The organism is Streptomyces sp. C36 (genome assembly GCF_040932295.1).
Taxonomy (GTDB): domain Bacteria; phylum Actinomycetota; class Actinomycetes; order Streptomycetales; family Streptomycetaceae; genus Streptomyces; species Streptomyces triculaminicus.
Genome location: NZ_JBFQGI010000001.1, coordinates 931,946 through 954,750, shown reverse-complemented (window position 1 = coordinate 954,750; position 22,805 = coordinate 931,946). Strand labels below are relative to the sequence as shown.

20 protein-coding genes are annotated in these 22,805 nt (G+C 69.8%); 14 read left to right on the top strand and 6 right to left on the bottom strand.

Annotation, left to right across the window (positions count from 1 at the left end):
* Positions 1–4 precede the first annotated feature (4 nt).
* Together AB4K12_RS04255 and AB4K12_RS04250 are read left to right on the top strand one after the other, a co-directional pair.
* Positions 5–1,444 carry an aspartate aminotransferase family protein gene (locus AB4K12_RS04255; RefSeq protein ID WP_368432879.1) on the top strand — a complete coding sequence of 480 codons (1,440 nt, stop codon included), beginning with the start codon at positions 5–7 and terminating at the stop codon, positions 1,442–1,444.
* Between the two features lie 266 nt (positions 1,445–1,710).
* Positions 1,711–2,721 (top strand): tryptophan dimethylallyltransferase family protein, encoded by a 1,011-nt coding sequence (locus tag AB4K12_RS04250; protein ID WP_368432878.1) that lies wholly within the window; start codon positions 1,711–1,713, stop codon positions 2,719–2,721.
* A gap of 39 nt (positions 2,722–2,760) precedes the next feature.
* On the opposite strand, the gene AB4K12_RS04245 is transcribed toward AB4K12_RS04250, so the two are convergent.
* On the bottom strand, positions 2,761–3,993 hold the full coding sequence (locus tag AB4K12_RS04245; RefSeq protein ID WP_368432877.1) for a GNAT family N-acetyltransferase: 1,233 nt from the start codon (positions 3,991–3,993) through the stop codon (positions 2,761–2,763).
* A 262-nt stretch (positions 3,994–4,255) separates the two neighbouring features.
* Here AB4K12_RS04245 and AB4K12_RS04240 point away from each other — a divergent pair, with 262 nt between their 5' ends.
* On the top strand, positions 4,256–4,876 hold the full coding sequence (locus AB4K12_RS04240) for a hypothetical protein (RefSeq protein WP_368432876.1): 621 nt from the start codon (positions 4,256–4,258) through the stop codon (positions 4,874–4,876).
* A 46-nt stretch (positions 4,877–4,922) separates the two neighbouring features.
* Here the strand turns inward: AB4K12_RS04240 and AB4K12_RS04235 are convergent, their stop codons facing one another.
* Positions 4,923–6,185, bottom strand: coding sequence for an MFS transporter (locus AB4K12_RS04235; protein WP_368432875.1), 1,263 nt, complete (start codon positions 6,183–6,185; stop codon positions 4,923–4,925).
* Positions 6,186–6,320: 135 nt separating this feature from the next.
* Between AB4K12_RS04235 and AB4K12_RS04230 the strand changes: the two genes are divergently transcribed.
* The 4 genes from AB4K12_RS04230 (at position 6,321) to AB4K12_RS04215 (ending at position 11,003) form a co-directional block, all read left to right on the top strand.
* Positions 6,321–7,256: a LysR family transcriptional regulator gene (locus AB4K12_RS04230; RefSeq protein ID WP_368432874.1), complete on the top strand. Its 936-nt coding sequence runs from the start codon at positions 6,321–6,323 to the stop codon at positions 7,254–7,256.
* A 113-nt stretch (positions 7,257–7,369) separates the two neighbouring features.
* Positions 7,370–8,014, top strand: coding sequence for a TetR/AcrR family transcriptional regulator (locus AB4K12_RS04225; protein WP_368432873.1), 645 nt, complete (start codon positions 7,370–7,372; stop codon positions 8,012–8,014).
* Position 8,015: 1 nt separating this feature from the next.
* Entirely contained in the window at positions 8,016–9,389 is a 1,374-nt protein-coding gene (locus AB4K12_RS04220; RefSeq protein WP_368432872.1) for a carotenoid oxygenase family protein, read from the top strand.
* A gap of 198 nt (positions 9,390–9,587) precedes the next feature.
* Positions 9,588–11,003 carry an amidohydrolase family protein gene (locus AB4K12_RS04215; RefSeq protein ID WP_368432871.1) on the top strand — a complete coding sequence of 472 codons (1,416 nt, stop codon included), beginning with the start codon at positions 9,588–9,590 and terminating at the stop codon, positions 11,001–11,003.
* 82 nt (positions 11,004–11,085) lie between these two features.
* On the opposite strand, the gene AB4K12_RS04210 is transcribed toward AB4K12_RS04215, so the two are convergent.
* Positions 11,086–11,928, bottom strand: coding sequence for a helix-turn-helix transcriptional regulator (locus AB4K12_RS04210; protein ID WP_368432870.1), 843 nt, complete (start codon positions 11,926–11,928; stop codon positions 11,086–11,088).
* 134 nt (positions 11,929–12,062) lie between these two features.
* Positions 12,063–12,803: a TetR/AcrR family transcriptional regulator gene (locus AB4K12_RS04205; protein ID WP_368432869.1), complete on the bottom strand. Its 741-nt coding sequence runs from the start codon at positions 12,801–12,803 to the stop codon at positions 12,063–12,065.
* A gap of 95 nt (positions 12,804–12,898) precedes the next feature.
* Here AB4K12_RS04205 and AB4K12_RS04200 point away from each other — a divergent pair, with 95 nt between their 5' ends.
* The 6 genes from AB4K12_RS04200 (at position 12,899) to AB4K12_RS04175 (ending at position 19,631) form a co-directional block, all read left to right on the top strand.
* Entirely contained in the window at positions 12,899–13,246 is a 348-nt protein-coding gene (locus tag AB4K12_RS04200; RefSeq protein ID WP_368432868.1) for a darcynin family protein, read from the top strand.
* A gap of 59 nt (positions 13,247–13,305) precedes the next feature.
* Positions 13,306–13,677: a hypothetical protein gene (locus AB4K12_RS04195; RefSeq protein WP_368432867.1), complete on the top strand. Its 372-nt coding sequence runs from the start codon at positions 13,306–13,308 to the stop codon at positions 13,675–13,677.
* Positions 13,678–13,688: 11 nt separating this feature from the next.
* A complete protein-coding gene (locus AB4K12_RS04190; RefSeq protein ID WP_368432866.1) occupies positions 13,689–14,357 on the top strand; it encodes a multicopper oxidase family protein in 669 nt (222 codons plus the stop codon).
* Positions 14,357–15,223, top strand: coding sequence for a multicopper oxidase family protein (locus AB4K12_RS04185; protein WP_368432865.1), 867 nt, complete (start codon positions 14,357–14,359; stop codon positions 15,221–15,223). Before AB4K12_RS04190 ends, AB4K12_RS04185 begins: the two co-directional genes overlap by 1 nt.
* A gap of 322 nt (positions 15,224–15,545) precedes the next feature.
* Positions 15,546–18,119 (top strand): discoidin domain-containing protein, encoded by a 2,574-nt coding sequence (locus AB4K12_RS04180; protein ID WP_368432863.1) that lies wholly within the window; start codon positions 15,546–15,548, stop codon positions 18,117–18,119.
* A gap of 219 nt (positions 18,120–18,338) precedes the next feature.
* Positions 18,339–19,631 (top strand): RICIN domain-containing protein, encoded by a 1,293-nt coding sequence (locus AB4K12_RS04175; protein WP_368432862.1) that lies wholly within the window; start codon positions 18,339–18,341, stop codon positions 19,629–19,631.
* A 153-nt stretch (positions 19,632–19,784) separates the two neighbouring features.
* On the opposite strand, the gene AB4K12_RS04170 is transcribed toward AB4K12_RS04175, so the two are convergent.
* Both AB4K12_RS04170 and AB4K12_RS04165 read right to left on the bottom strand, forming a co-directional pair.
* Positions 19,785–20,219, bottom strand: a complete 435-nt coding sequence (locus tag AB4K12_RS04170; protein WP_368432861.1) for a VOC family protein — start codon at positions 20,217–20,219, stop codon at positions 19,785–19,787.
* 101 nt (positions 20,220–20,320) lie between these two features.
* Positions 20,321–21,316 carry a RimK family alpha-L-glutamate ligase gene (locus AB4K12_RS04165; protein ID WP_368432860.1) on the bottom strand — a complete coding sequence of 332 codons (996 nt, stop codon included), beginning with the start codon at positions 21,314–21,316 and terminating at the stop codon, positions 20,321–20,323.
* 945 nt (positions 21,317–22,261) lie between these two features.
* Between AB4K12_RS04165 and AB4K12_RS04160 the strand changes: the two genes are divergently transcribed.
* Positions 22,262–22,738, top strand: a complete 477-nt coding sequence (locus tag AB4K12_RS04160) for a pyridoxamine 5'-phosphate oxidase family protein (RefSeq protein ID WP_368432859.1) — start codon at positions 22,262–22,264, stop codon at positions 22,736–22,738.
* The last annotated feature ends 67 nt before the right edge of the window (positions 22,739–22,805 follow it).

Here is a 22,805-nt window from a genome sequence, read left to right as displayed (position 1 = left end):
CGTCATGAAGATCCATCGCGCCTCGCCGCTGGAACCCGACCGAGCCACGATGGTGGACATGGCGGACCTGGTGACGCAACAGGTCGCCACCTTCCTCACGACACTGGACTCCCGACCGACGCACGACAGGACCGTGCCCGAGGTCGAGGAGAAGCTGGCGGAGTCCTTCCTGTCGGGGCCGCCGGAGAACGGCACCCCCTTCGCGTCACTCATGGACCGGCTCGGGACGGCCGCCGAGAGCGCCATCGAATCCGCCGGGCCGCGGTTGATGGCCGCGTTACCCGGAGGCGGACTCTACTCGTCGGCACTCGCCGAGTTCTTCACCAGGGCCCTCAACCGCTACGGCACCCTTGCCGCCGCGGCACCCGCCCTGACGGCCCTGGAGGAAGGTGTCCTGCGCTGGATGGCGCAGGACGTGTGCGGGCTTCCGCCCGGCAGCTCGGGAGTCCTCACCACCGGCGGATCCATGGCCAACCTCTCCGCCGTGGTGACGGCTCGTCATGACCGGCTGGGAGAGGACATCGGGCGGGGCACCATCTACGTCAGCGAACAGGCGCACTACTCCGTTGCGAAGGCTGCCCGTATCGCCGGGATCCGGCAGCAGAACGTTCGCGTGATACCGGTCGCCGAAAACTTGAGGATGGATCTCGGCGTGGCCGCGGAACGGATACGCGCCGATCGCAGTGCGGGATTGCGGCCATTCCTGCTGGTCGCGACAGCGGGGACAACGGACACCGGAGCCATCGATCCGCTGACGGACGCAGGCGCCCTGGCTGATCGCGAGGACCTCTGGTTTCACGTGGACGCGGCCTACGGGGGCTTCTTCCGGCTCACCGCACGCGGCCGCGAGCGCACGGCAGGCATCGAGCGGGCGGACTCCGTGACCCTGGATCCCCACAAGGCCTTGTTCCTGCCGTTCGGCACCGGTGCCCTCGTAGTCCGGGAGCCGGCCCGTCTGCATGCCGCGCACGAGGGTTCCGCCGCCGCCCTGCAGGACGTCGGCACGTCCGATGCCCTTCCGGACTACGCGCAACGGGGAATCGAGCTGAGCAGAGAGAACCGGGGGGTGAGGGTGTGGCTCCCGCTGCACCTCCACGGGCTGTCCGCCTTTCGCGACGCGCTCGATGAAAAGCTCGACCTCGCGGGCCGTGTTCACAGCAGGCTGAGCGCCGTTCCGCATCTCGACGTCCCCTGGCGGCCCGAGTTGACCACCGTCGCTTTCGCCGTCCGGCCGAGGCGACCCGGGGCGACGGCACGGCGTGATGCCGACGCCGCCACGCGACGGCTCCTCGACAGGATCAACTCCGACGGCCGTGCGATGGTGCACAGCACCACCATCGCGGGCCGGCAGCTGATCCGCATCTGTGTGCTCGCGCATCGCACGCACAGGGAACACGTGGACGAAGTACTCGACGCGATCACCGCCGGGACCGCCGAGTTGTGAGCTCGAGCGTCAACGAGACAAGGGCGCGCGAAATGCCGGCGAAGCACCCGGGGCGGGCTTCCCCGGAGTGCCACGCGGACGGCCAGGACCGGGACACCGCGCCGGCGCCGGCCCCGAAGAGGGCGGTTTCGACACACACACGGAAAGTTGAGCGATCCATGGCACCACGGTATGCAATATTCGATGCGGGCGATCAGTCCTTCGGTGAGTTCATATGCCGTCAATGGGAAAGCGCAGCAAGCGCACTCCGCCTTCCCCATGAAGGCATGAGACAGACGGAAGCAATCATCCGCGAGGTCCTGACCGACTGGTTCGACACGCGCATCGGACGCGAATGCCGAATGCCCTCGTACGTTGCGGCAGATGGTTTCCCGGCCGAATTCTCGATCAACTGGTCAGGAGCCCAGCCGGAGCTCCGGATCCTCTTCGACGCCGGGTTCTGCTCACCCCGGCCCAGCGCATCAGCCATGGAAGTGTCGCGGAAACTTGCAAGCCGGCCTGGCGTCGACCTCGACCGATACCTGAGTGTCGAGGACATCTTCCTCGGTGATGCCGGCCACGAGCCCGCACCCCTTTGGCACGCGATGGCCTGGCGCCCTGGCGAGGGGCTCACCTTCAAGGCGTACTTCGGCCTCTACCGTTGGGACCACCGAAGGCGCGAGGCCGTGATCGGGCAAGCCATGGAGCGGCTGCACATGGATTCCGCGTGGAAGAACGCGACACGATCGCAAGGACCGGTCCCGAGCGACAGGGAGCTCGAGTTCTTCGCCCTGGACCTGTCCCCCGAGCCCAAGGCACGAGCCAAGGTGTACTGGCGCAATCGCGTCGTGGATCTGGACACGGTCAATGCTTACGCCTCGACGGCACGGGCCCACGATCCGCTGCAGGCGTCGAAGGTGTTCCGCACACTCGCCGGTCCGCACAGGAATGACGCGGGTGAGGCGGCGTGGACGTGTCTGGCGTTCCGGGGCGGCGCGGACCGGGCTGACGAGGCGACCACATACCTGCGGATGCCGGACCTCTGTGAAGACGAACTGGAGGTGGTCCGCCGGGTTGAGGCGGTCCTGCTCGAAGAGGGCGTACCCGTCGGCCCCTACCGGACTCTTGTCGACTCCCTGGCGCCCACATCACTGGACTCGTTCACTGGGCTCCAGGAGCTCGTCAGCTACCGGACGGGGCGCCGCCGCGGCGACATCACGACATATCTGCGCTTCTCGGTCTACCCGGGCCCTTGCCCCGAGGACTACGCGTCCCAACAGCACGGCGCAACGACTTGACTCTCGCGGTCGAGGCCTGCGGGGTGGGCGGCGAAACGGTCAGAACCAGTGCAGGCAGTGCGGGGGGCGGTCGGCGCGGAAGAGGGCGTCGGCGAGGGTGGCCGCGCCCGGGCGGTGGGCCCGGATGTGTCCGGCGCGTACGAGCGTGCTCGGCGCGGTGCCGCCGAGGTAGACCGAGCCCAGGTCGCTCACGTCCAGGGACAGGTCGGGCGCCCGGTCCGTCGGGACGCAGTCGGCCTTGCCGTCCCGGACGGTCAGCAGGTAGCGGCCGTGCTCGCCGAGGAACGGGTCGTCGACGTCGAGGACGAGCTCGCCGTCGGCGAACCAGCCACGCGCGGTCAGCGCACGCGGGACGTCCAGCAGCCGCACCCACAGCCAGTCGGTGTCGTCGCTCACCTGCCCGGCCCGGAAGTCCGCGAGCTGCCAGCGCAGCGGGTGCTCGGGCGGAACGTGCTTGAACACGACCTGAGTGACCAGGTCATGTTCAAGCACGAAGCGGGCCAGGGCCGTGAAGACGGCGTCGTCGGTGGCGATGTTCTCGTCGACCGTCAGGGTGCCGGACTCGACCGAATAACTGGCGTACCCGTCCGGGACGGCGTCGGCGTCCCGGTGGACGGCGACGTAGCGCGGCGCCGGAGCAACCGGGGGCCGCCCCGCACCCAAGGCCCACCAGCGGTGCGGCCGGGACAGCGCGCCGGGCTGTGCGCGGCGGTACCGGTCGTAGACCTCTTCCAGGATCTCGCCGCACTCGGCACGCCGCAGCAGCTCGATGGAGCCCGGGTCCGATCCGGTCGCCGGGGCGCCGACTGTTCCGCGCGCCCGAGGGAGGGCGAAGGCGGCCTGGTGGCGCGGCACCGTCAGCCGCTGCGTGTAGGTCGCCGGTCCGTAGCCGAACCTGCCGTAGATCAAGGCCTCGGAGGCCAGCAGGACGGAGAGGAACTCCCCTCGGGCCCGCAGCTCGGCGAGCTGATGCCGCATCATCGCGCTGAGCACGCCCTGGCGTCGGTGCGAGGGCAGGACGCCGACGGCGCTCACGCCGGCGGCCGGGGCGAGGATCTCGCCGGGCAGGGTGAGCTCGAAGGAGTACGCGCCGGCGGTGCCGACGGGCCGCCCGTCCGCAGTCCTGGCGAGCAGGTTGCGGTCCGTTTCGAGCGCCGACCACCACAGACCGCCGCCGCCCTCGGTCGGGGTTTCCGGGAAGAGCCCGAACGCGGCATGAAGTGTGTCGACGAAGACGTCGAGATCCTCGTCGGTCGTGGGACGGATCTCCATTGCTGCGCTGCCTCCCCGGGATACCGGCACCACGACTCGTGGTGCCCCGCCACAGTGCAGCGTTGCCCCGTGACCAGGTCAAACGAATTACGTGCGGTGGGCGGGCGCAGGCAGTCTGCGGCCGGCTCGGGGGCCGGCGGGTGCCGGCACCCGCCGGCATCCGCAGTGACCGAAAGCCGCCTACCCAGGGCGCACGCACACCCTTAGTGTCATGGCCGCTTCATGCACGACTCGGCAGTCATCGGCGCGGAAAGTGGTGGGTATGGGCTTTCTCGAACGTTCCGACGAACCCTCGCGGCAGTCCGACGGTGAGCCCCCTGGGCGCCGTCTCTTCCTTTCCAGAGCACTCGGCACCACCGCCGGCCTCGTGGCCGTCGCCACGGCCGGTGCGGTCACCGGCGGCGTGACGTCGGCGTACGCCGCGCCCGTCTCCGGCCAGGGACCGACGCGGCAGCAGGGCCAGCGCAACTGGCGCTTCTGCAACAAGTGCTTCGGCATGTTCTATTACGGATACCCGCAGAACGGCGTCTGCCCGGCCGGCGGTGCGCACTACATGGCCGGCTACGACTTCGACATCCCGTACAACGTGGGCGAGACGCCCAACGCCCAGGCCAACTGGCGCTTCTGCGACCGTTGCTACGGCATGTTCTTCTTCGGCTACCCCAGCGGCGGCTGGTGCCCGGTCGGCGGGTCGCACCACGCCGCGGGCTTCAACTTCGTGCTGCCGCACGAGGTCGTCGAGACCCCGAACGCCCAGGCGTACTGGCGTTTCTGCACCAACTGCTACGGCCTCTTCTTCTGGGGCTACCCGTCCAAGGGCCGCTGCCCCGCGGGCAACGAGCACAACGCCGCCGGATTCAACTTCGTCATCCCGCACTGGTGAGCAACGGGCGGTGCAGCCCGATCGCGGTGCCGGCGGTGGAGGTCCGTCACGCACGGCTCGGCGCCGGCTCCGGCTCCGGCTCGAGCTCCGGCTCGGAAAGAGGCGCTGCCGCGCGGCGGGGAAGCAACAGCGGGGTCGCCAGCAGGAGCACGCCGGCCAGGCCGATGGCCGTTCGCGGGCCGAGCAGAGCGCCCAGCACGCCCCAGGCGGCCGTCAGGAGCGCGGTCGCGGCCTTGGTCGTCACTGCCCAGGCTGACAGCGTGCGGGCGACCCGGTCGGTCGCGGTGCGTTCGAGCCGGTAGGTGGCGTGGACGGGGTTGAAGACCCCGCAGCAGAAGATGAGCCCGAGCTCGACGCCCATCACCAGCACCAGTCCTCCGGCGCCCGGCCCGATGAAGGCCAGGCCGACGGGCCAGAGCGCGCGCAGCGTCCCGGACACGACCAGGACCTGGTGCTGTCCGAACCGGGTGACGAGCGGTCGGGCCAGCCGCGAACCGAGCAGCCCGCCGATCGAGGGTGCGGCGAAGGCGAGGCCGTACTGCCAGGGCGTGAACTCGAGTCGGCCGAGCATCAGGACGGCCAACAGCGGCTGGGAGGCCATCACCAGGGCGTTGAACAAGGCGGTGTTGAAGAACAGCGGACGCAGCGTCGCGTCGGCGAGGATGTACCGCCAGCCGTCGAGCAGGTCCCCGGCCCGCACGCGCGGGGCCTCCCGGCGCTCGGGTCGTGGCTCGTGCGCGCCCGTCGCACGGATGCCCAGGGCCGAGAGCAGGTAGCTGACCGCGTCGGCCACCACCGTCGCCACCGGACCGAGGAGCCCGATCGCCGCGCCGCCCAGTGGCGGTCCGATGATCGTGGTCGTCCAGGCCGTGGACTCGAATCGGGCGTTGGCGACGAGCATGTCCTCGGCCGGCAGCAGCGTCTTGAGGTACGCGCCGGAGGCGGCGCGGAAGGTGATGTCGGCCGCCGCGACGACGACCGAGACCAGCAGGAGCTGAAGAAAAGTGAGCACGCCGAGCGCGAACGCGGCGGGGATCGTCAGCAGCGCCGCGAACCGCACCAGGTCCATCGCGATCAGCACCGGCCGCTTGCGGCGGAACTCCACCCACGGGCCGAGCGGCACCGCCACGGCCGCGCCCACCGCGGCCCCCACGGAGGAGAGCGCGGCGACCTCGGCCGGTCCGGCGTGCAGCACCCGGATGGCGATGAGCGGGAACGCGCCGAAAGCGAGCCACGTGCCGAGCGCGCTGGTCCCGTACGCTCCCCACAGCCACCCGAACCGCCGCCCCAGCCGGTGCCCGCTCCTCATGCCCCACGCCCCCTCGCCACTCACCCGTACAACCGATCCGCGATCGAACCAATCAAAGCGAGCGCCCTACCCAGGGATCAAACAACCGCAAGGCCACCCAGCCACAACCAACGGTTGTACCCCTAGGGTGTCGGCATGGACCTCGACACCGTCCGGACCTTCGTGGCCGCCGCCGACGCGGGGCAGTTCCAGGAGGCCGCCGCCGAGCTGGCGGTCACCCAGCAGGCCGTCTCCAAGCGCATCGCCGCGCTCGAGCGCAACCTCGGCGTGCGGCTGTTCACCCGCACGCCGCGCGGCGCCGAGCTCACCATCGACGGGCAGGCGTTCCTGCCCCACGCCCGGGAGCTGCTGCGCGTCGCCGAGCGCGCGGTCGCGTCCGTGCGCGCCGGCCGCCGTCCGCTGCGCGTCGATGTGATCAACTTGCGCGGCGCGGCGTCGGGCCTGATGCGCGGCTTCCACCGCGCGCACCCCGAGATCGAACTCGACGTGGTGACGCTGTTCGACATCGACACGGCCGTCGCCGCCATCCGCTCCGGCACGATCGACGCCTCCTTCCGCGCCGTCGCCGCGCCCGGCCGTCCCCTTCCCGAGGGCATCGAGTCCGTCCGGGTGGTCGACGAGCCCCTCCAGCTCCTCACCGGCCCCGCCCACGCGCTGGCGGGCGCCCGGTCGGTGTCCCTCGCCCAGCTCGCCGGGCACCGGATCTGGATGCCCGGCATCGTCCCCGGAACCGAGTGGGCCGCCTACTACGACGGCCTCGTCGCCGAGTTCGGCCTCACCATCGAGGCGACCGGCCCCAACTTCGGCTCCGACGCCCTCCTCGACACCGTCGCCGACACCCCGGCCCTGGCCACCTTCATGGGCGAGCACACCCGCCTCGTCTGGCCCGCCGGCCACGGCCTGCGCCGCATCCCGGTGACCGACCCCACGCCCGTCTACCCGCACTCGCTCCTCTGGCACCGCGACAACCCCCACCCGGCACTGGCCACCCTCCGCGCCCACCTCGCCGCCACGGCGGCCGGGCACGACGCCGCCGGGACCTGGACGCCGAGCTGGGTGATCCCGCGCTGAACGCCGCGGTGCGCTCAACCCACCCCAGTTGAATACGCGAGCTCACATGAGTCAGCGCTGAAGTCGAACCGGCAGGGCTGGTAACAGCGTTACCCATCAGATACGGTGTTGCCGTGAACACGCCCTACCAGGACGCCCAGTCCATCGGCCAAGCCGCCGTGCGCACCACGATCCTCGACCACGCCATCGACCTCCTGGTCACGGAGGGGCCGGCCGCCCTGACGATGCGTCGGATCGCCACCGGGATCGGCGCCTCGACCAAGGTCCTGTACACCATGTTCGGCGGCAAGGAAGGTCTGGCCGACGCCCTCTACCGGGAGGGGTTCGCCCGGCTGCGGCGCGCGCAGCAGCAAATACAAGGTGCCGGCGGTCCGTTGGCCCACCTCAACGATCTCGCAGCCGCCTACCGCGCGCACGCCCTGGCCGAACCGGCCTACTACCGGGTGATGTTCGAGCAGGCCATACCCGGCTACCGGCCGAGCGCCGATGCCCTGAGCGCGGCCGAGACCGCCTTCGACGCCTCCGTGACGGCCGTCCAGGCGTGCATCGACTCCAGGGTGTTCCGGCCCGGAGACGCGTACGAGATCTCCAAGCTCTTCTGGGCGGCCGCACACGGTGCGGTGAGCCTGGAGATCGCCGGCCATTTCCCGCCGGAGACCGCGGCGCACCGCTACGACACATTGATGACGGCGCTGGGACAGTCGTTCCTCGCCGAACAGGGACAAAGTGAACAGGGACAAAGCAGTGACAAGGACTGACATGACGATCAACCGCTACCTCTCGGGGAGCTTCGCACCGGTCACCGAGGAGGTCACCGCGTTAGACCTGCCCTTCACCGGCCGGATCCCGGTCCACCTCAACGGCCGCTACCTGCGCATCGGCCCCAACCCGCTCGGCATCGAGGACCCCGCCGCCCACATCTGGACGCTCGGCGCCGGCATGGTGCACGGGGTCCGCATCCGCGACGGCCGCGCCGAGTGGTACCGCAACCGCTGGGTGCGCTCCGGCTCGGTCGCCGACCGGCTCGGGGAACCACGACGCGGCATCCCCTTCGACGAGCGCCTGGACATGGCACCGAACGTCCAGGTCGCCGGGCTCGCGGGCCGCACCTTCGCCCTCATAGAGGGCGGGATACGCCCCTACGAGCTCACCTACGACCTCGACACGGTCGGCCCCTGCGAGCTCGGGGTGACTCCCGAGGGCTACAGCGCCAACGCCCACTCCATCTTCGACCCGCACACCCGCGAACTGCACTCGCTCGCCTTCCTCTACGGCTCGGAGCACGTCCAGCACATCGTCATGGACGAGACCGGCACGGTGGTGCGGACCACGCTCATCCACGCGCCCGGCAACCCCTACATGCACGACTTCGCGCTGACCGAGCACCATGTGATCCTCTTCGACGCCCCTGTGCTGTTCAGCGCCGCACACCTTCCGACCGGGGTCCCCTTCGTCTGGGACGACTCGCACCAGGCGCGCGTGGGCGTCATGCCCCGCACGGGAGGCGAGGTGCGTTGGTTCGAGGTCACGCCGAGCCTGGTGGGTCACACCCTCAACGCCTACGAGGACGGCACGGACATCGTCGTCGACATCGTCCGGCACCCCGAGGGCTTCGACATCAGGGACTTCGGCAACAGCCGCCCCACCCTGGACCGCTGGCGGATCGACCTCGCCGCCGGAAAGGTGCGGGAGGACCGGCTCGACGACCGCACCCAGGAGTTCCCCCGCGTCAACTCCCACCGCGTCGCACGTCCTTACCGCTACGGGTACTCGGCCGCCGTCGAGCTCTACGCCCCGCCCACCGGCCCCATGGACCCGCGGCCGGGCACCGGGTTCAGCAACGCCCTGCTCAAGCACGACGTGGTGCGCGGCACGACCGAGGCGCACGAGTTCGGCCGGTTCGGAGCCGTCGGTGAGGGCGTCTTCGTCCCCGCGGAGTCGCCCGTCGCCGAAGACGACGGATACGTGATGGCGTACGTGCACGACCCCGAGCGCGGCGCGGCGGACCTGGTGATCCTGTCCGCCCAGGACTTCACGGGCGAGCCGGTCGCCCGCATCCACCTACCCGTTCGGGTGCCGCTCGGACTGCACGGCAACTGGGTCCCCGGCGACCCGTGGGGTTCGCGTCCGTAAAGGCCGACGCGCCGGTACTGATCCATCGCACACCCCGAGGCGCTCATCTCACGGAGGATCTTCAGAACAGTGGCGGTATCGCGTGGCGATGATGAGCCGGGGTGTGCTGTACCCGGGCACATGGCGGCCTGGTTGCCGCCGGCGGCTGGCCCGAGGCTGGGGTCGTAGCTCACCACGTAGGGGCCCGTCGCCCCTGGCATGACGAACAGGATCCTCCCCTTGATCTCCTCCGGCACCACCAGCCCTGACGTGCTCGAACAGCTTCGGCGCCGATCCGCCGACCCGAAGCGGCGCGTTCTGTTCACCGGCGCGACCATCGTCACCATGGATCCCGATTCCGGTGTCCTGGACGGCGCCGATCTGCTCGTCGAGGGCAACGCGATCACCGCGATAGGTCCTGACCTGAGCCGGGAGGGCGCGGTGGTCGTCGACGCGACCGGCACGATCCTCACGCCGGGCTTCGTCGACACGCACCGGCATGCCTGGCAGACGCAGCTGCGTCGGATCATGCCGGACGTCGACGATCTCGGTGCCTATGTGATGTCCACCCTCGCCGGCTACGCCACGGCCTACCGGCCCGAAGACATGTACGTCGGTACCAGGCTGGCCGCGCTGACGGCGATCGACAGCGGCATCACGTGCATGCTCGACTTCTCCCACAACTCCCGTACCCCTGAACACTCCGACGCCGCCGTCCAGGCCCTCATCGACACCGGCATCCGCGGGGTGCACGCCTCCATGGGCCCGCACTTCGGCGACTGGGCCAAGCAATGGCCCGGTGACCTGGCCCGCCTCAAGGAGAAGTACTTCGTCGGCGAGGACGGGTTGCTGACCCTGCGGCTGGCCGCTCTGGCCACCGACGAGGTCGCCGGGGCCGCCCTCGCCTACGGCCCCGAACTCGCCCGCACGGCCAAGGACCTGGGAATCGGTGTGAGCGTGGACGCCGTCTTCGGCGTCTCCTCCTCCCGGGCCATCCTGGATTGGGAGAGGGCCGGCATCCTCGACGCGGACCTCACCCTCATCCACGCCACCGGCCTGACCCCCGAGGCGTGGAGGGCGATCGGAGAGAGCGGCACGACCATCGCCCTGGCTCCGACCTCGGACGCCCAGATCGGGCTGGAGACCGCGATCCCCGCGATCGACGAGGCCCTGTCGGTCGGGGTGCGGCCCGGTCTGAGCATCGACGTCGAGGTGGCGCTGGCCAGCGACATGTTCACACAGATGCGGGCTCTGCACGCCATCCAGCGGATGCGCGCGGTCAACACCGCCCACGGCACGGACCAGCAGCCGGCCCGCATCACCACCCACGACGTCCTGGACTTCGCCACCCTCCAGGGTGCCCGTACCAACGGGCTGGCCGGCGTCACCGGCTCGCTCACCCCGGGCAAGAAGGCCGACCTGCTGGTGATCCAGGCCGAGGACCTGAACAACATGCCGCTCAACGACGCCGTCGGCACCGTCGTGCTGGGCTCGGACGCCCGTAACATCAGCGCCGTCCTCATCAACGGCGAGCCCCGCAAATGGAACGGCCAGGTCCTCGATGTCGACCTGGCCGCCCTGCGCGACGAGGTCCACGCCTCCCGCGAGTACGTGCTCAATACGCCCGCCGTCTGACGCCGTCGCCCCTTCCGGGCCTGGACGGCCCGCTCCCGCCGCTGACCACGCCGCCCCACGTGCACAAGGCCGTGCCGGGGTGTTACTGCTCGGAGGCGGACTCCTGGTGGCGTGTGGCGTGGAGGCTGCCGAGCAGGGCGAGCGCCTGGGCGCTGGGGCTGCCCGGTTCGGCATGGTAGACCACCAGCTGCTGGCCCGGCGCTCCGCGGACGTCGAAGGTCTGGTAGGTGAGGTCGAGGGGGCCGACGTCGGGGTGGACAAGCTCCTTGCCGTCACGGGTCTTCGCGTGCACGGTGTGCGAGGACCACAGGTCGGCGAACTCCTCGCTCTCCTCGGTCAGGGAACCGACGAGATCGTGCAGACGCCGATAGTTCGGGTCCAGACCCATGGCGTGGCGCAATCCGGCAACGACTGCCTCGGCTGCTCGCCCCCACCGGGCGAAGAAGCTCCGGGCGGCCGGGTCCAGGAAGGTCATGCGGGCCAAGTTGTCCACCTGCCCGAACGGTGAGAACAGCGCGTCGGCCAGCGCGTTCGAGGCCAGGAAGTCGTTGGCCGGGTTCAGTACGAACGCCGCGGCGTTCGGGTATCCGTCCAGCAGCTGCCGCAGCGCGAAACCGACCGTCTCCCGCGGCTGCGGCCGCTCGCCTTCCGGCGCGGTGCCGGCCAGCCGGAACATGTGCTCCCGCGCTTCGCCGTCCATCCGCAGCGCACTGCTGATCGACTCCAGCATCTGCGGGGAGGGGCTGCGCTCGCGGCCCTGTTCGAGGCGGGCGTAGTAGTCGCTGTTCATCCCGGCAAGGACGGCGACCTCCTCGCGCCGCAGTCCCGCAACCCGGCGCGCGCCGTAGGAGGCGAGCCCGACGTCGTCGGGGCGCAGGCGGGCGCGGTGGGCGCGCAGGAAATCTCCGAGATCGTTGCTGGTCATCCCTTCAGGCTATGCCGCCCCCGCCCCGCGTGCCTGGGTGCGCCGTACCCGGGCACGACTCGTCCTGGCTCCCCCTCTCCTCGCCCGCCCACGCCGGTGCCCTCCGCTCACCCCGTGCGGTATCACGATCGCCATCACTTGTGGCCGATGACTGACTGGCCGGCGGGTTCTCCCAGGGCGGCCATGACGTCGTGCAGGGTGTGCTCGAAGAGCGGCTCGGGGTCGGTGAGGGCGAAGTCGAGGTGGCCGAACACCTCGACTGCCACCGCCCCGTACAGGCGGGCCCAGCAGGCGACGAAGACGTAGATGGCCTCCAGCGGTACGGGCTCGCCCGCCAGGTGCTCGCGTACCTCCTCCAACTGGCCGATCCACGAAGGGTCCAGATCGGTCGGCGGCCGCATGCCGCCGCAGCGCCACAGTTCGACCATCAGGTCGAGGAGTACGGCGCCGAAGCGCCAGCTCGGGTCGTGCGCGGCCGAGCCGGGCGCGGTGTCGGCGTCCGTGACCGGCTTGGCGAACAGCAGCCCGAACTCGCGGGGATGGGCCAGCGCCCAGCGGCGCAGTTCCCGGCACACCTCCCGCAGCCGTCGCCCCGGCTCATCAGCAGGATGGCGTTCGCGCGCCTCGGTCAGTGCGGCGGCCAGCTCGTCGTACAGGTGCGAGGTCAGTGCCTGGATCAGGTCGCGGTGGCTGGCGTAGTAGCGGTAGAGGCCGGGTGCGGTCATGCCCATCTCCCGGGCGATGGCCCGCAGTGTGACCGCGGACGGCCCCTCCTCGATCAGGAGTCGGCGGCCGGTGCGCAGGATCTCGGCCAGCGCCTCCTCGCGGACGCGGTGACGCCGGCCGGTGGACCCGGTCCCCGATGTGCTCGGCACGGCTGCACCCTCACCTTCCCTTGACAAAGTTAACGCCTATCACTTTAGCTTGCGCCGAAAGTTAACGGTGTTAGCAAATTTCTTCGGGGGATCTCATGACCTACGGCATCGTCCTGACGTACACGGTCACGCCGCGGTGGCTGGCGCTGTCGCGCGAGCAGCGCAACGCGATGCGCGCCCAGCACCTCGAGCCGGTCTTCGCCTCCTACGCGGACCGGGTGACGGCTCGCTTCTTCGACGCGGAGGCGTTCAACGGACGCGTCTCGGACTTCGCCGTGCTGGAGACGGAAGACCTGGGCGCCTACTACTTCCTCATCGAGGCCCTGCGCGACACGCCGGTCATCGCCGAGGGGTACCTGACCTTCAGCGATGTCTTCCTGGGCGTCGAGGACGGCTTCCACGCCTACGAGCAGGCGCTGACGGCCGGGGCCGACCCCCGGTGAGCGGAAAGAACGAGGCGCCTGTGCGCCGGTGGCCTTTGCGCGCGCTTCGGGTGGTGGCCGTGCTGGTGCTGCTGGACACACTGGCCCAGGCGGCTCTGGCCGGTCTGTTCGTCATCGGGGATCTCGACCTGCTGACCTGGCATGCGGCGAACGCGGGCGTGCTCAGCGCGTTGACCATCACTCAAACAGCGGCGGCGCTGGTGGTCCGGCGCACCGGGCGCGGTCCGTGGTGGCCGGCCGTGGCGAGCGCGGTGCTGGCCGCTCTGGTGAGTGTGCAACAGGGGCTGGGTGAATCGCGTGTCCTTGCCGGCCACATGCCGCTGGGCATGGCCGTCTTCGGCTGCGCCACAGCCCTGACGTACTGGGCGTTCACCCAGCACACCAGCACGTCGCCGCTGGTGGCCCGGCCCCGGCAGGGGGTGGCCGAGTGATGCCGAGGCTGATGAGCCGACGCGGACTCCTCGCCCTGACGGCCGGAGCCGGCACGGCGATCACAGTGGGCGCGGCGGGCTGGTCCCGCGTCGCCGAGGCGTCCACCGGCCGGGTGCTGGCCAGCACGGGCCCGCTCCCCCGGCCGTTCGGTGTACCGCTGCCGGTACCGCCGGTGGCCCGGCCGGTGCGCAGCGAGCACGGTACCGACTTCTACGAGGTCGAGCAGCGCGAGGGCCGGGTGGAGATCCTGCCGGGCCGTAGGACAACGGTGTGGGGGTACGACGGGATCTTCCCCGGTCCGACCTTCACCGCCCGCTCCGGGCGCCGGACCGTGGTGCAGGTGCGCAACAGCCTCACCGTGCCGACCGTCACCCACCTGCACGGCGGCGTCACCCCGCCCGAGTCCGACGGCTACCCCACCGACCTCCTGCTGCCCGCCCGCTGCGCACCCGGCCGGACCCACGACGGCATGGCCGGCGCCCACCCGGGGCGGACGGCCGTGGGGTACCGCAGCTACGCGTACCCGCTGCCGCAGCAGGCCGCGACCCTCTGGTACCACGACCACCGCATGGACTTCAGCGCCCCACAGGTCTGGCGCGGCCTGGCCGGCTTCTTCCTCATCAGCGACCAGGAGGAAGAACGGCTGCCGCTGCCGGGCGGGCACCGCGACTACCGCTGATGCTGTGCGACCGCTCCTTCGCCGAAGACGGCTCCTTCCGCTACCCCGCCCACCACGGCCACGACACGTTCCCGGACGGCGTGCTCGGTGACGTCCAGCTCGTCAACGGCGCCCCCTGGCCCGTCCTGGAGGTCTCCGCGACCCGCTACCGCTTCCGGCTGCTGAACGCCTCCAACGCCCGCCGCTACCGGTTGCGGCTCGACGCCGGGAACGGCAAGTGGGGGCGGTTCGTCCAGATCGGCAGCGACGGCGGCCTGCTGGCCGCACCCCAGCCATTGGGCACCATCGACATGGCGCCCGGCGAGCGCTTCGACGTCGTCGTCGACTTCTCCGCCTTCCCCGTCGGCAGCAAGGTCACCTTGCACAACTCCGCGGCCGAGGACGGCATGCGCGACGTCATGCGCTTCCACGTCGTGCGCAAGGAGAAGGACGACAGCCGCGTACCGGACCGCCTGTCGGCCTCCTTCGAGGCACTCTCCCCGGACAGAGCGGTACCGGTGCGCAGTTTCGACTTCCGCCGCACGCACAGCACGGACGAACGGCAGATGTGGACGATCAACGGACGGCCGTTCAGTACGGATGCGCTCCTGGCTTCCCCGCGCCTGGGCAGCGTGGAACGCTGGCGCTTCAGCAGCGACTTCCACCACCCTGTCCACCTGCACCTGGCCCAGTTCCAGGTCACCGCCCGCGGCGGCAGACCACCGGCGGCCACTGACGCCGGCTGGAAGGACACCGTGGACGTCCGCCCCTACGAAGTGGTCGAAGTGCTCGTACGGTTCACCGGATACAAGGGCCGCTACATGCTCCACTGCCACAACCTCGAACACGAGGACATGGCCATGATAGGCAACTTCCAAGTGGTCTGACCCCGGAAAGAAGGGGGCGCCTCCGGCGTAACAGGGCGACTACGATCCGACGGCCGTTCGCGACCAGAGCGTGAGATCGCTACTGGTTGCGACCGCCAGGGAGTGCCCCGACGGTGAGCCGCGCAGGACTCCCGTAGTCGGCCGGATCGATGTCTTTACACCCCTCTTCCCGGCAAGAAGAGTGACCACTTCTGCCCAGGTTCAGGGGCGGCGCCTGTACTGACTCACTGCTTGACCGTCCTCGCCGCTGTCACCGCTTCACCGCCGTCCCCGTCCTCACCTTCCTGACCGTCCTGACCTTCGAGGTCCTCCAGGAGGCGAAGTGTTACCCGAACCATCCCGCCGGACCGGCCTGTTCCGACTTTCCCGCCTCTCCCGTCTCTCCCGTCTCAGATGGCAGGGGCTCGTCCTGCTCGCCTTGGTGGCGGTCCTCGTCGCGCTCCTGCCCGTACTGAACGCGCGGGGCGGCGGGTCCGTCGCCGAGGCCGAGGCGCACGGTGATCACCCGTCACGTCCGCACCATGCCGCTGCGCCCGCCTCGGCCATGGAACCGGCGGCACCCGTCCTCTCCAGGGCGGGTTGGACGGCAACCGCCAGTGACGAGGAGACGGCCCGGGCCGACAACCGTGCCGCGAACGTGCTCGACGGCAAGGACGAGACCATCTGGCACAGCCGGTGGTCGGGGAGCGCGGCCGCGTTGCCGCACTCCCTCGTCATCGACATGCACCGCACCGAGGTCGTGTCCGCGCTTCTCTACCGGCCGCGTGCCGACGGCCCCAATGGCCGCATCGGCGAGTACGCCATCCACCTCAGCGCCGATGGGCGGAACTGGGGAGCGGCCGTTGCGAGCGGCACCCTGGCCGACGACGCCACGACCAAGACGCTGAGCTTCGCCGCCAGGGGCACCCGGTACGTCCGGCTGACCGCCATCTCCGAGGCGGGCAAGCGCGGTCCCTGGAGCTCGGCCGCCGAGATCCAGCTGCTGGGTGACCCGGGACTGCCCGCTTCCGTCGTCGAGCTGCCCACCACCGGCTGGACAGCCTCCGCGAGTGACGAGGAGACCGCGCAGGCCGACAACCGTGCCGCCAACGTCCTGGACGGCGACGCCGACACCCTCTGGCACAGCCGGTGGTCGGGCGGTGCGACCCCGCTGCCGCACTCCGTCACCATCGACATGCACCGTACGCAGACCGTGTCCGCGCTCACCTACCAGCCCCGCAGGTCCGGCGGCGGCCCCAACGGGCGCATCGGCGCGTACTCCGTCGCCACCAGCCTCGACGGCGTCTCGTTCGGGGCCCCCGTGGCCGGCGGCGTGTGGAAGGACGACGACACCGTCAAGAGCACCACGTTCACGCGGCCCACCCCGGCCCGGTTCGTGCGGCTGACCGCGACCACCGAGGCCGGCAACCGGGGCCCGTGGAGCTCCGCCGCCGAGATCCGGCTGAGCGGCCCCGCCGACCCCTCCGTCTCCGGCGCCTGGGACCGGGTGACCGGCTTCCCGCTCGTCCCCGTGGCCACTGCCGTCCTGCCGAACAACAAACTGCTGGCCTGGTCCGCGTATGCCATCGACCGGTTCGGTGGCAGCAACGGATACACCCAGACCGCCATCATGGACCTCGGCACCGGACAGGTCACCCAGCGCCGCATCGACAACACCGGCCACGACATGTTCTGTCCCGGCATCGCCATGCTCTCGGACGGCCGGGTGCTGGTCACCGGCGGCAGCAACGCCTCCCGCGCCAGCATCTACGACCCGCGCACCGACGCCTGGTCCGCCACCGGCGATATGAACACACCCCGTGGGTACCAGGCCATGACGCTGCTCTCGAACGGCGAGGCGTTCGTGCTCGGCGGCTCCTGGAGCGGTGCCCGCGGGGACAAGGACGGCGAAGTGTGGTCCCCGGCGACCGGCAAGTGGCGCAAGCTGCCCGGCGTACCCGCCAAGGACACCCTGACCGCCGACCCCGCCGGCCCCTACCGCGCCGACAACCACCAGTGGCTGCACGCCACTTCCCGTGGCCGAGTGCTGCACCTCGGGCCGAGCAAGCAGCTGAACTGGATCGACACCACCGGCAACGGCACCATCACACCGGCGGGAACGCGCGCCGACAGCCCGGACGCCATGAACGGCAACGCCGTCTCCTACGACGTCGGCAAGCTGCTCACGCTCGGAGGCGCCACCGCGTACGAGAACGCGAACGCCACCCGCCGCGCCTACACCGTCGATCTTGGCAACGGCATCGGCGACGGCTCCCTGCCCGTCAGCAAGCGCACGGGCGACATGGGCTACGCCCGCTCGTTCAGCAACAGCGTCGTCCTGCCGGATGGCAAGGTGGCGGTGTTCGGCGGGCAGTCCTACCCCGTCCCCTTCAGCGACGCCACCTCGGTGATGACCCCGGAGATCTGGGACCCGGCGACGGGCAGTTTCACCAAGTTGGCCGGCATGGCGGTCCCGCGCAACTACCACAGCGTGGCGAACCTGCTGCCCGACGGACGGATCTTCTCGGGCGGGGGCGGGCTCTGCGGCGACTGCGCCACCAACCACTCCGACGGGGCCGTCTTCACCCCGCCGTACCTCCTCAACCCGGACGGCACCCGGAAGCCCCGCCCGGCCTTCACCAGCACGCCGCCCGCCAGGATCGCGAACGGCGCCGCCCTGCCGGTGACGACCGACAAGCCCGTCACCGCCTTCTCACTGGTACGGGCCGGAGCGGCGACCCATTCGGTCGACAACGACCAGCGGAGGATCCCGCTGACGTTCCGGCAGACGGGCGACACCTCCTACGAGCTGAAGGTCCCGGACGATCCCGGAGTGGCCCTGCCCGGCACGTACATGCTCTTCGCCCTCGACGCGGCGGGGGTTCCCAGCGTCGCCAAGATGATCGCGATCGGCTGACCTTCGCCTGATCTTCGCCTGACCCTGCCCGTGGGGGCGTGGTGAAGCGGTGCGCCCCGAGCGGGTGCACCGCTTCCGCGCGTCCGGGACGGCCGGGCCGTCCGGGCCCGTGATCACGGCGAGGTAAGGGTGCGGGTTCGCGGGAGGGGGAAGGACGCACGTCCCTCTTCGGCCCGTTCCCTCCTTCCGTGGACAAGGCATGAAGTGAAGGATCACGGCATGTCCTTGACATCCTCCAATAGAACCCCGGTCACGCCTGCGTGCCGGATCGGCGCCCTGGTGCTGGCCGGGGTGCTCGCCTGCGCGATGCTTCTGGTCGGCGGCGGGCCCGCGGCCGCCGCCGACCCCGACACCCACCGCCTGGCCACCTGGAACATGCAGGTTGGTTCCACCCGTTGGGCGGGCGTGCGGACGCTGTCGCGCACGTTCGACGTCGTGGCCCTCCAGGAGGTGCCCAGAGCCGCCCCCGGCGGCTCGCACCTGCTCGGCCAGAACGGCAACATCCGCTCGTACCTATGGGACATCGGCAGCGGGCAGTTCCGTTACCTCCACATCCTCAACCAGCGCTCCCGCAACCTCGGCATCGTCACGTCGTTCTTCCCGGACTCCGTCCATGAGCTGACGGGCGGCTACCGCTCGGCACTCGCGGCGGTGCGCGGCGAGGACCGGACCGTCTTCGCCTCCGTGCACGCGGCGTCCGAAGGCGGGCGGCGCAACGACGCGGCCGGCCTCATCCGCCGGGTCGCCGGCTACGCGTCCAACAACGGCATCGCGAACTGGGTCGTGCTCGGCGACTTCAACCGCTCCCCACAGGCCGTCGCCAATGACGGCGTGCCGCAGAACACCCGGATCTACAACAGCGGGCAGGCCACCCAACTGAGCAACAACGAGCTGGACTACGCGGCCTCCAACGTCAACACGCAGAACTGGCACGCGACCGTGAACCCGAACTACGGAAGCGACCACTGGCCCGTCGGCTTCTCCACCCTGCGCGCCTCGGGGGGCCCACGAGACCTGACCATCCACGCGGACAACAGTGACCGGCTCCTGGACGTCTACAACGGCCAGAGCGCCAACGGCAGTCACGTGATCATCTACCACGCCAACGGCGCCGGCAACCAGCGCTGGCGACTGTTGCCCGTGGGACGCTCCGCTGAGACCGGGCAGCCGTTGTACCGCATCCAGACCCTCAGCAGCGGCAAGTGCCTCGACGTCTACCGGGGCCAGAAGAGCAACAACGGCGACTACCTGAACATCTGGGACTGCCACGGACCCAACGGCGAGCCCGACCCGGGTGGCCCCCAGCGCGACACCCAGAACTTCACGCTGGAACACCCCAACTGGCGCTTCCCCAACGTCACCGTGCTGCGCAACATCAGCACCCGCCGGGTGGCCAACGTCGACCACAACCGCACGGGTGACGGGACCTGGCTGATCCAGTGGCCGTACCAGCGGAACTCCGACGGCACTCCGGCCATCAACGAGACCTTCTACCTGCACCCCCGTTTCTGAGCCCCGTCCCACACACACAGGGCGCCGGCCGCTCCCCCGCGGCCGGCGCCTCGAGACCCCTCGCTCTGTCAGGCGACCGTCCCACCCGCGTTGCGGATCAGCTGCTGGAGCACCTTCACCGTCCGGAGACCGGAGGCGCCGGCCGTCTACCTCTCAGTCGAGACAGAACTCATTGCCCTCGATGTCCTGCATCACGATGCACGACTCGTTGTAGCCATCGGCAATCAGTACTTGCACGCGTACCGCGCCGAGCGCGACCAGTCGTGCGCACTCGGCCTCGAGTGTGGCGAGGCGCTCTTCACCCACGAGCCCGGTGCCGACCCGCACGTCGAGATGCACCCGATTCTTGACGACCTTGCCTTCGGGGACGCGCTGGAAGTACAGTCGCGGGCCCACACCTGAGGGATCGATGCAGGCGAACGCCGCACCCTGGCGCTCAGGCGGCAGCGAGCTATCGAAATCGCCCCAAGTAGCGAACCCCTCCGGAGGCGGAGGTACGACGTACCCCAACACCTCGCACCAGAAACGAGCGACGCGCTCAGGTTCTGCGCAGTCGAAGGTGACTTGGACCTGCTTGATCGACGCCATCGGTCCACCATAGTGGCGCGTGCTGCTCACCGAGACCCCAGGGCGTCATCGCCCGCGCGGGTCGAGGTCCAAGCGGGTCGACGCGCCCCCGGCCGGTAGGTTCACCAGCGCCGCTCTGCCGACCGGCAGGCGGCTTCGGGGTGCGACCGGCGTGCGGCCGACAGCACTTCCCGCTCGAAATAGTTCACGCACGGTGTCACCAGATCCAGGCCGCTCAGTGCCTGCATGAAGAGAAACTGCCCTTGAGGGTTGACCTCCAGCCAGACAGGAGTCCCGCCGCTGTCCAGCTTCATGTCGACCACGCCCATTCTCAGCCGAAGGCGTCTGAGGACATCTATCAGGCCGGCGCGGGTGGCATCGTCGACCTGCGCGATCCCGAATCTTCCGGGGAGCCTGCCCCGCCAGTCCAGGTCCTCGCTGTGGATGGAGACCGCATAGATCTCGTCCCCCAGGACCAGTGCGCGAAGGTGATCCTGCCCCGGCACGCATTCCTGGTAAATGGCCGGGGCCAAGCGCATCGATATCTCTTCCCTGAGGTGTGCATCGGTCACCTTGGTGGTGAATATCGGCGCGGAAGAGCAGCCCCGCACGCTCTTCACGACCACGTCGCCCTCGGTTGACAGGCAGAAACTCCTGATCTCTTCCGGGTCCTGGCTGACGAGGGTCCGCGGCACGGGCAGTCCCGCCGCCTGTGCTGCGCGCAGTTGAACGAGCTTGTTCTCAGCCGTGGCGGTGGCGTGCGGGTCGCTCACCCATGTGCCGTGAAAATCGTTCCAGAGCATCCCGGCCAATGCCGTCCGGCAGTCGTTGTTGATGACTTCCACGTCGGCCCGGTCGGTGATGTCCGGCGGGATCCTTTGAAGGTTGCCGCCGCGCCGCCACCAGACGACGTCGAGGTCTCCGACGTCGATCGATCCGCCGCCCTTGACGGACATACGACTCCGGGCGTCCGACCAGCTCAATCCGCCGCCTCCGCAGAGACTGTCCGTCTCGACGACGTCGCAGGCGATCGTTCCCCGGGCATTCAGTACTTGCTGCATGAGCAGCGCGTGAAGATCTGCCGAGTCCGTGAGGATCGCCAGGCGGCCCGTCTTCACCCTTCACCTCCAAGCCGGCCGGTACGTCGTTGTTCCGGGCTGCTTGCGGACTCCTTCCGCAGCCGTGCTGGAGCCGGGACGTACACACCCGGCTCCAGGGCCTTGCCTACATGTCTTGCCTACATAAGGGTGTAGTCCACCTTGGAGTCATCGGCTTCACGAGGAGTCCCGCTCGTGGAGAAGGCGCAGGAGCCACCGGATCCCTCCGGGATGTCCTCCCTAAGCTCCGCGAAGCGAATGACTGCCGCTTCCCACTCCCTGAGCTCCGGGGGCACCGGAGTGTCGACGCCACCTTGCGGTGCGCCGAGGAACACGATCGGTCGTGAATTTTCGGATTCCGAGGCCATGGTTCGCATCCCATTTCTCGCGATCAATCAGCCACCCCTGGTGTGTGATCAATCCGCCACCAGGGCAATCCGCCGGCAAGCGGCGTGCAGTGAGAACCGGGTTCTGTGGTGCCGGGACCTGAAGCGGCCACAGCTCTCTTTTCATGAGATCACCAGGTGTCGAGCCTGTCAAAATGACCTCTTATTCCACCTTTTTATTACACTTTCCGGGTTGTTGTGCGATCAACAAGTGAGACCGTAAAGGGAGTTCATCGCAGGCCGGGTGTCGCCCCGCTTCCCGGTCCAGGTGCCCGATCCGGTCATGGCGGCACGTCCGGACACGCGCACGGGCAACGGGAGAGCGAACATCCGGCCCCGTACGACCCCCTGCCGCGCACCGCCCCGCCACGGCTCCCGCCTGCGGCGGCCCCCCGGCCCGCGCGCATCACGCCGCGCCCTCCAAGAAGCGGCTCAAAAGCGCCTAAACCTCATGTTTATCGGCTAATCGGTCGGGGATTGATCTCTCGCTCTCAAGATTGTTCACAACAGTGACGTCACCCCAACAGCACCACTTCAGCCACAGTCGCCAAGACAGGAGCCACCGCACATGCTGCCTTCCATGCCGCGCCCCGACCGTGAACGCTTCCTCGCCGAACCGCGCGTCGGTGTCCTGGGGGTCGCCGACTCCCGGGGCGGTGACCGCGCGCCCCTGATCGTGCCGGTTTGGTACGACTACGAGCCCGGGGGCGAGGTCGTCGTCCAGACGGACCGGGAAAGCATCAAGGCTCGGCTTCTGCGCGCCGCCGGGCGCTTCAGCCTCTGCGTGCAGGACGAGGGACGACCGTACCGGTACGTCAGCGTCGAGGGACCGATCACGGCGATCGAGGACCCCGTGGACCCGGCCGTACGAGAGGCGCTCACCCAGCGGTACCTGGACCCCGAGGAAGCACGCGCGTACCTGGTGGCGACCGAGGCCCAGCTCAAGAACGACATCCTCTTCCGCATGCGCCCCCAGCACTGGCGCAGCGCCGACTTCGCCGCGTTCGCGGCCGACTTCGCCGAAAGCGGTGTCGGGACGGCCGGCGACGCCGGCTGAACACCGACGAGTCAGCCGCATACCCGTAACTGTCCCTTCCCCCGCACCCCACACCCCGCACCACCCC

Excerpts from the sequence above, each read along its gene's own strand:
- AB4K12_RS04190 (WP_368432866.1), top strand. The coding sequence starts at position 13,689 with ATGAGCCGACGCGGACTCCTCGCCCTGACGGCCGGAGCCGGCACGGCG.
- AB4K12_RS04245 (WP_368432877.1), bottom strand. The coding sequence starts at position 3,993 with ATGGAGATCCGTCCCACGACCGACGAGGATCTCGACGTCTTCGTCGAC.
- AB4K12_RS04170 (WP_368432861.1), bottom strand. The coding sequence starts at position 20,219 with ATGGCGTCGATCAAGCAGGTCCAAGTCACCTTCGACTGCGCAGAACCT.
- AB4K12_RS04230 (WP_368432874.1), top strand. The coding sequence starts at position 6,321 with ATGGACCTCGACACCGTCCGGACCTTCGTGGCCGCCGCCGACGCGGGG.
- AB4K12_RS04160 (WP_368432859.1), top strand. The coding sequence starts at position 22,262 with ATGCCGCGCCCCGACCGTGAACGCTTCCTCGCCGAACCGCGCGTCGGT.
- AB4K12_RS04220 (WP_368432872.1), top strand. The coding sequence starts at position 8,016 with ATGACGATCAACCGCTACCTCTCGGGGAGCTTCGCACCGGTCACCGAG.
- AB4K12_RS04215 (WP_368432871.1), top strand. The coding sequence starts at position 9,588 with ATGACGAACAGGATCCTCCCCTTGATCTCCTCCGGCACCACCAGCCCT.
- AB4K12_RS04255 (WP_368432879.1), top strand. The coding sequence starts at position 5 with ATGAAGATCCATCGCGCCTCGCCGCTGGAACCCGACCGAGCCACGATG.
- AB4K12_RS04235 (WP_368432875.1), bottom strand. The coding sequence starts at position 6,185 with ATGAGGAGCGGGCACCGGCTGGGGCGGCGGTTCGGGTGGCTGTGGGGA.
- AB4K12_RS04240 (WP_368432876.1), top strand. The coding sequence starts at position 4,256 with ATGGGCTTTCTCGAACGTTCCGACGAACCCTCGCGGCAGTCCGACGGT.
- AB4K12_RS04250 (WP_368432878.1), top strand. The coding sequence starts at position 1,711 with ATGAGACAGACGGAAGCAATCATCCGCGAGGTCCTGACCGACTGGTTC.
- AB4K12_RS04200 (WP_368432868.1), top strand. The coding sequence starts at position 12,899 with ATGACCTACGGCATCGTCCTGACGTACACGGTCACGCCGCGGTGGCTG.
- AB4K12_RS04210 (WP_368432870.1), bottom strand. The coding sequence starts at position 11,928 with ATGACCAGCAACGATCTCGGAGATTTCCTGCGCGCCCACCGCGCCCGC.
- AB4K12_RS04175 (WP_368432862.1), top strand. The coding sequence starts at position 18,339 with ATGTCCTTGACATCCTCCAATAGAACCCCGGTCACGCCTGCGTGCCGG.
- AB4K12_RS04185 (WP_368432865.1), top strand. The coding sequence starts at position 14,357 with ATGCTGTGCGACCGCTCCTTCGCCGAAGACGGCTCCTTCCGCTACCCC.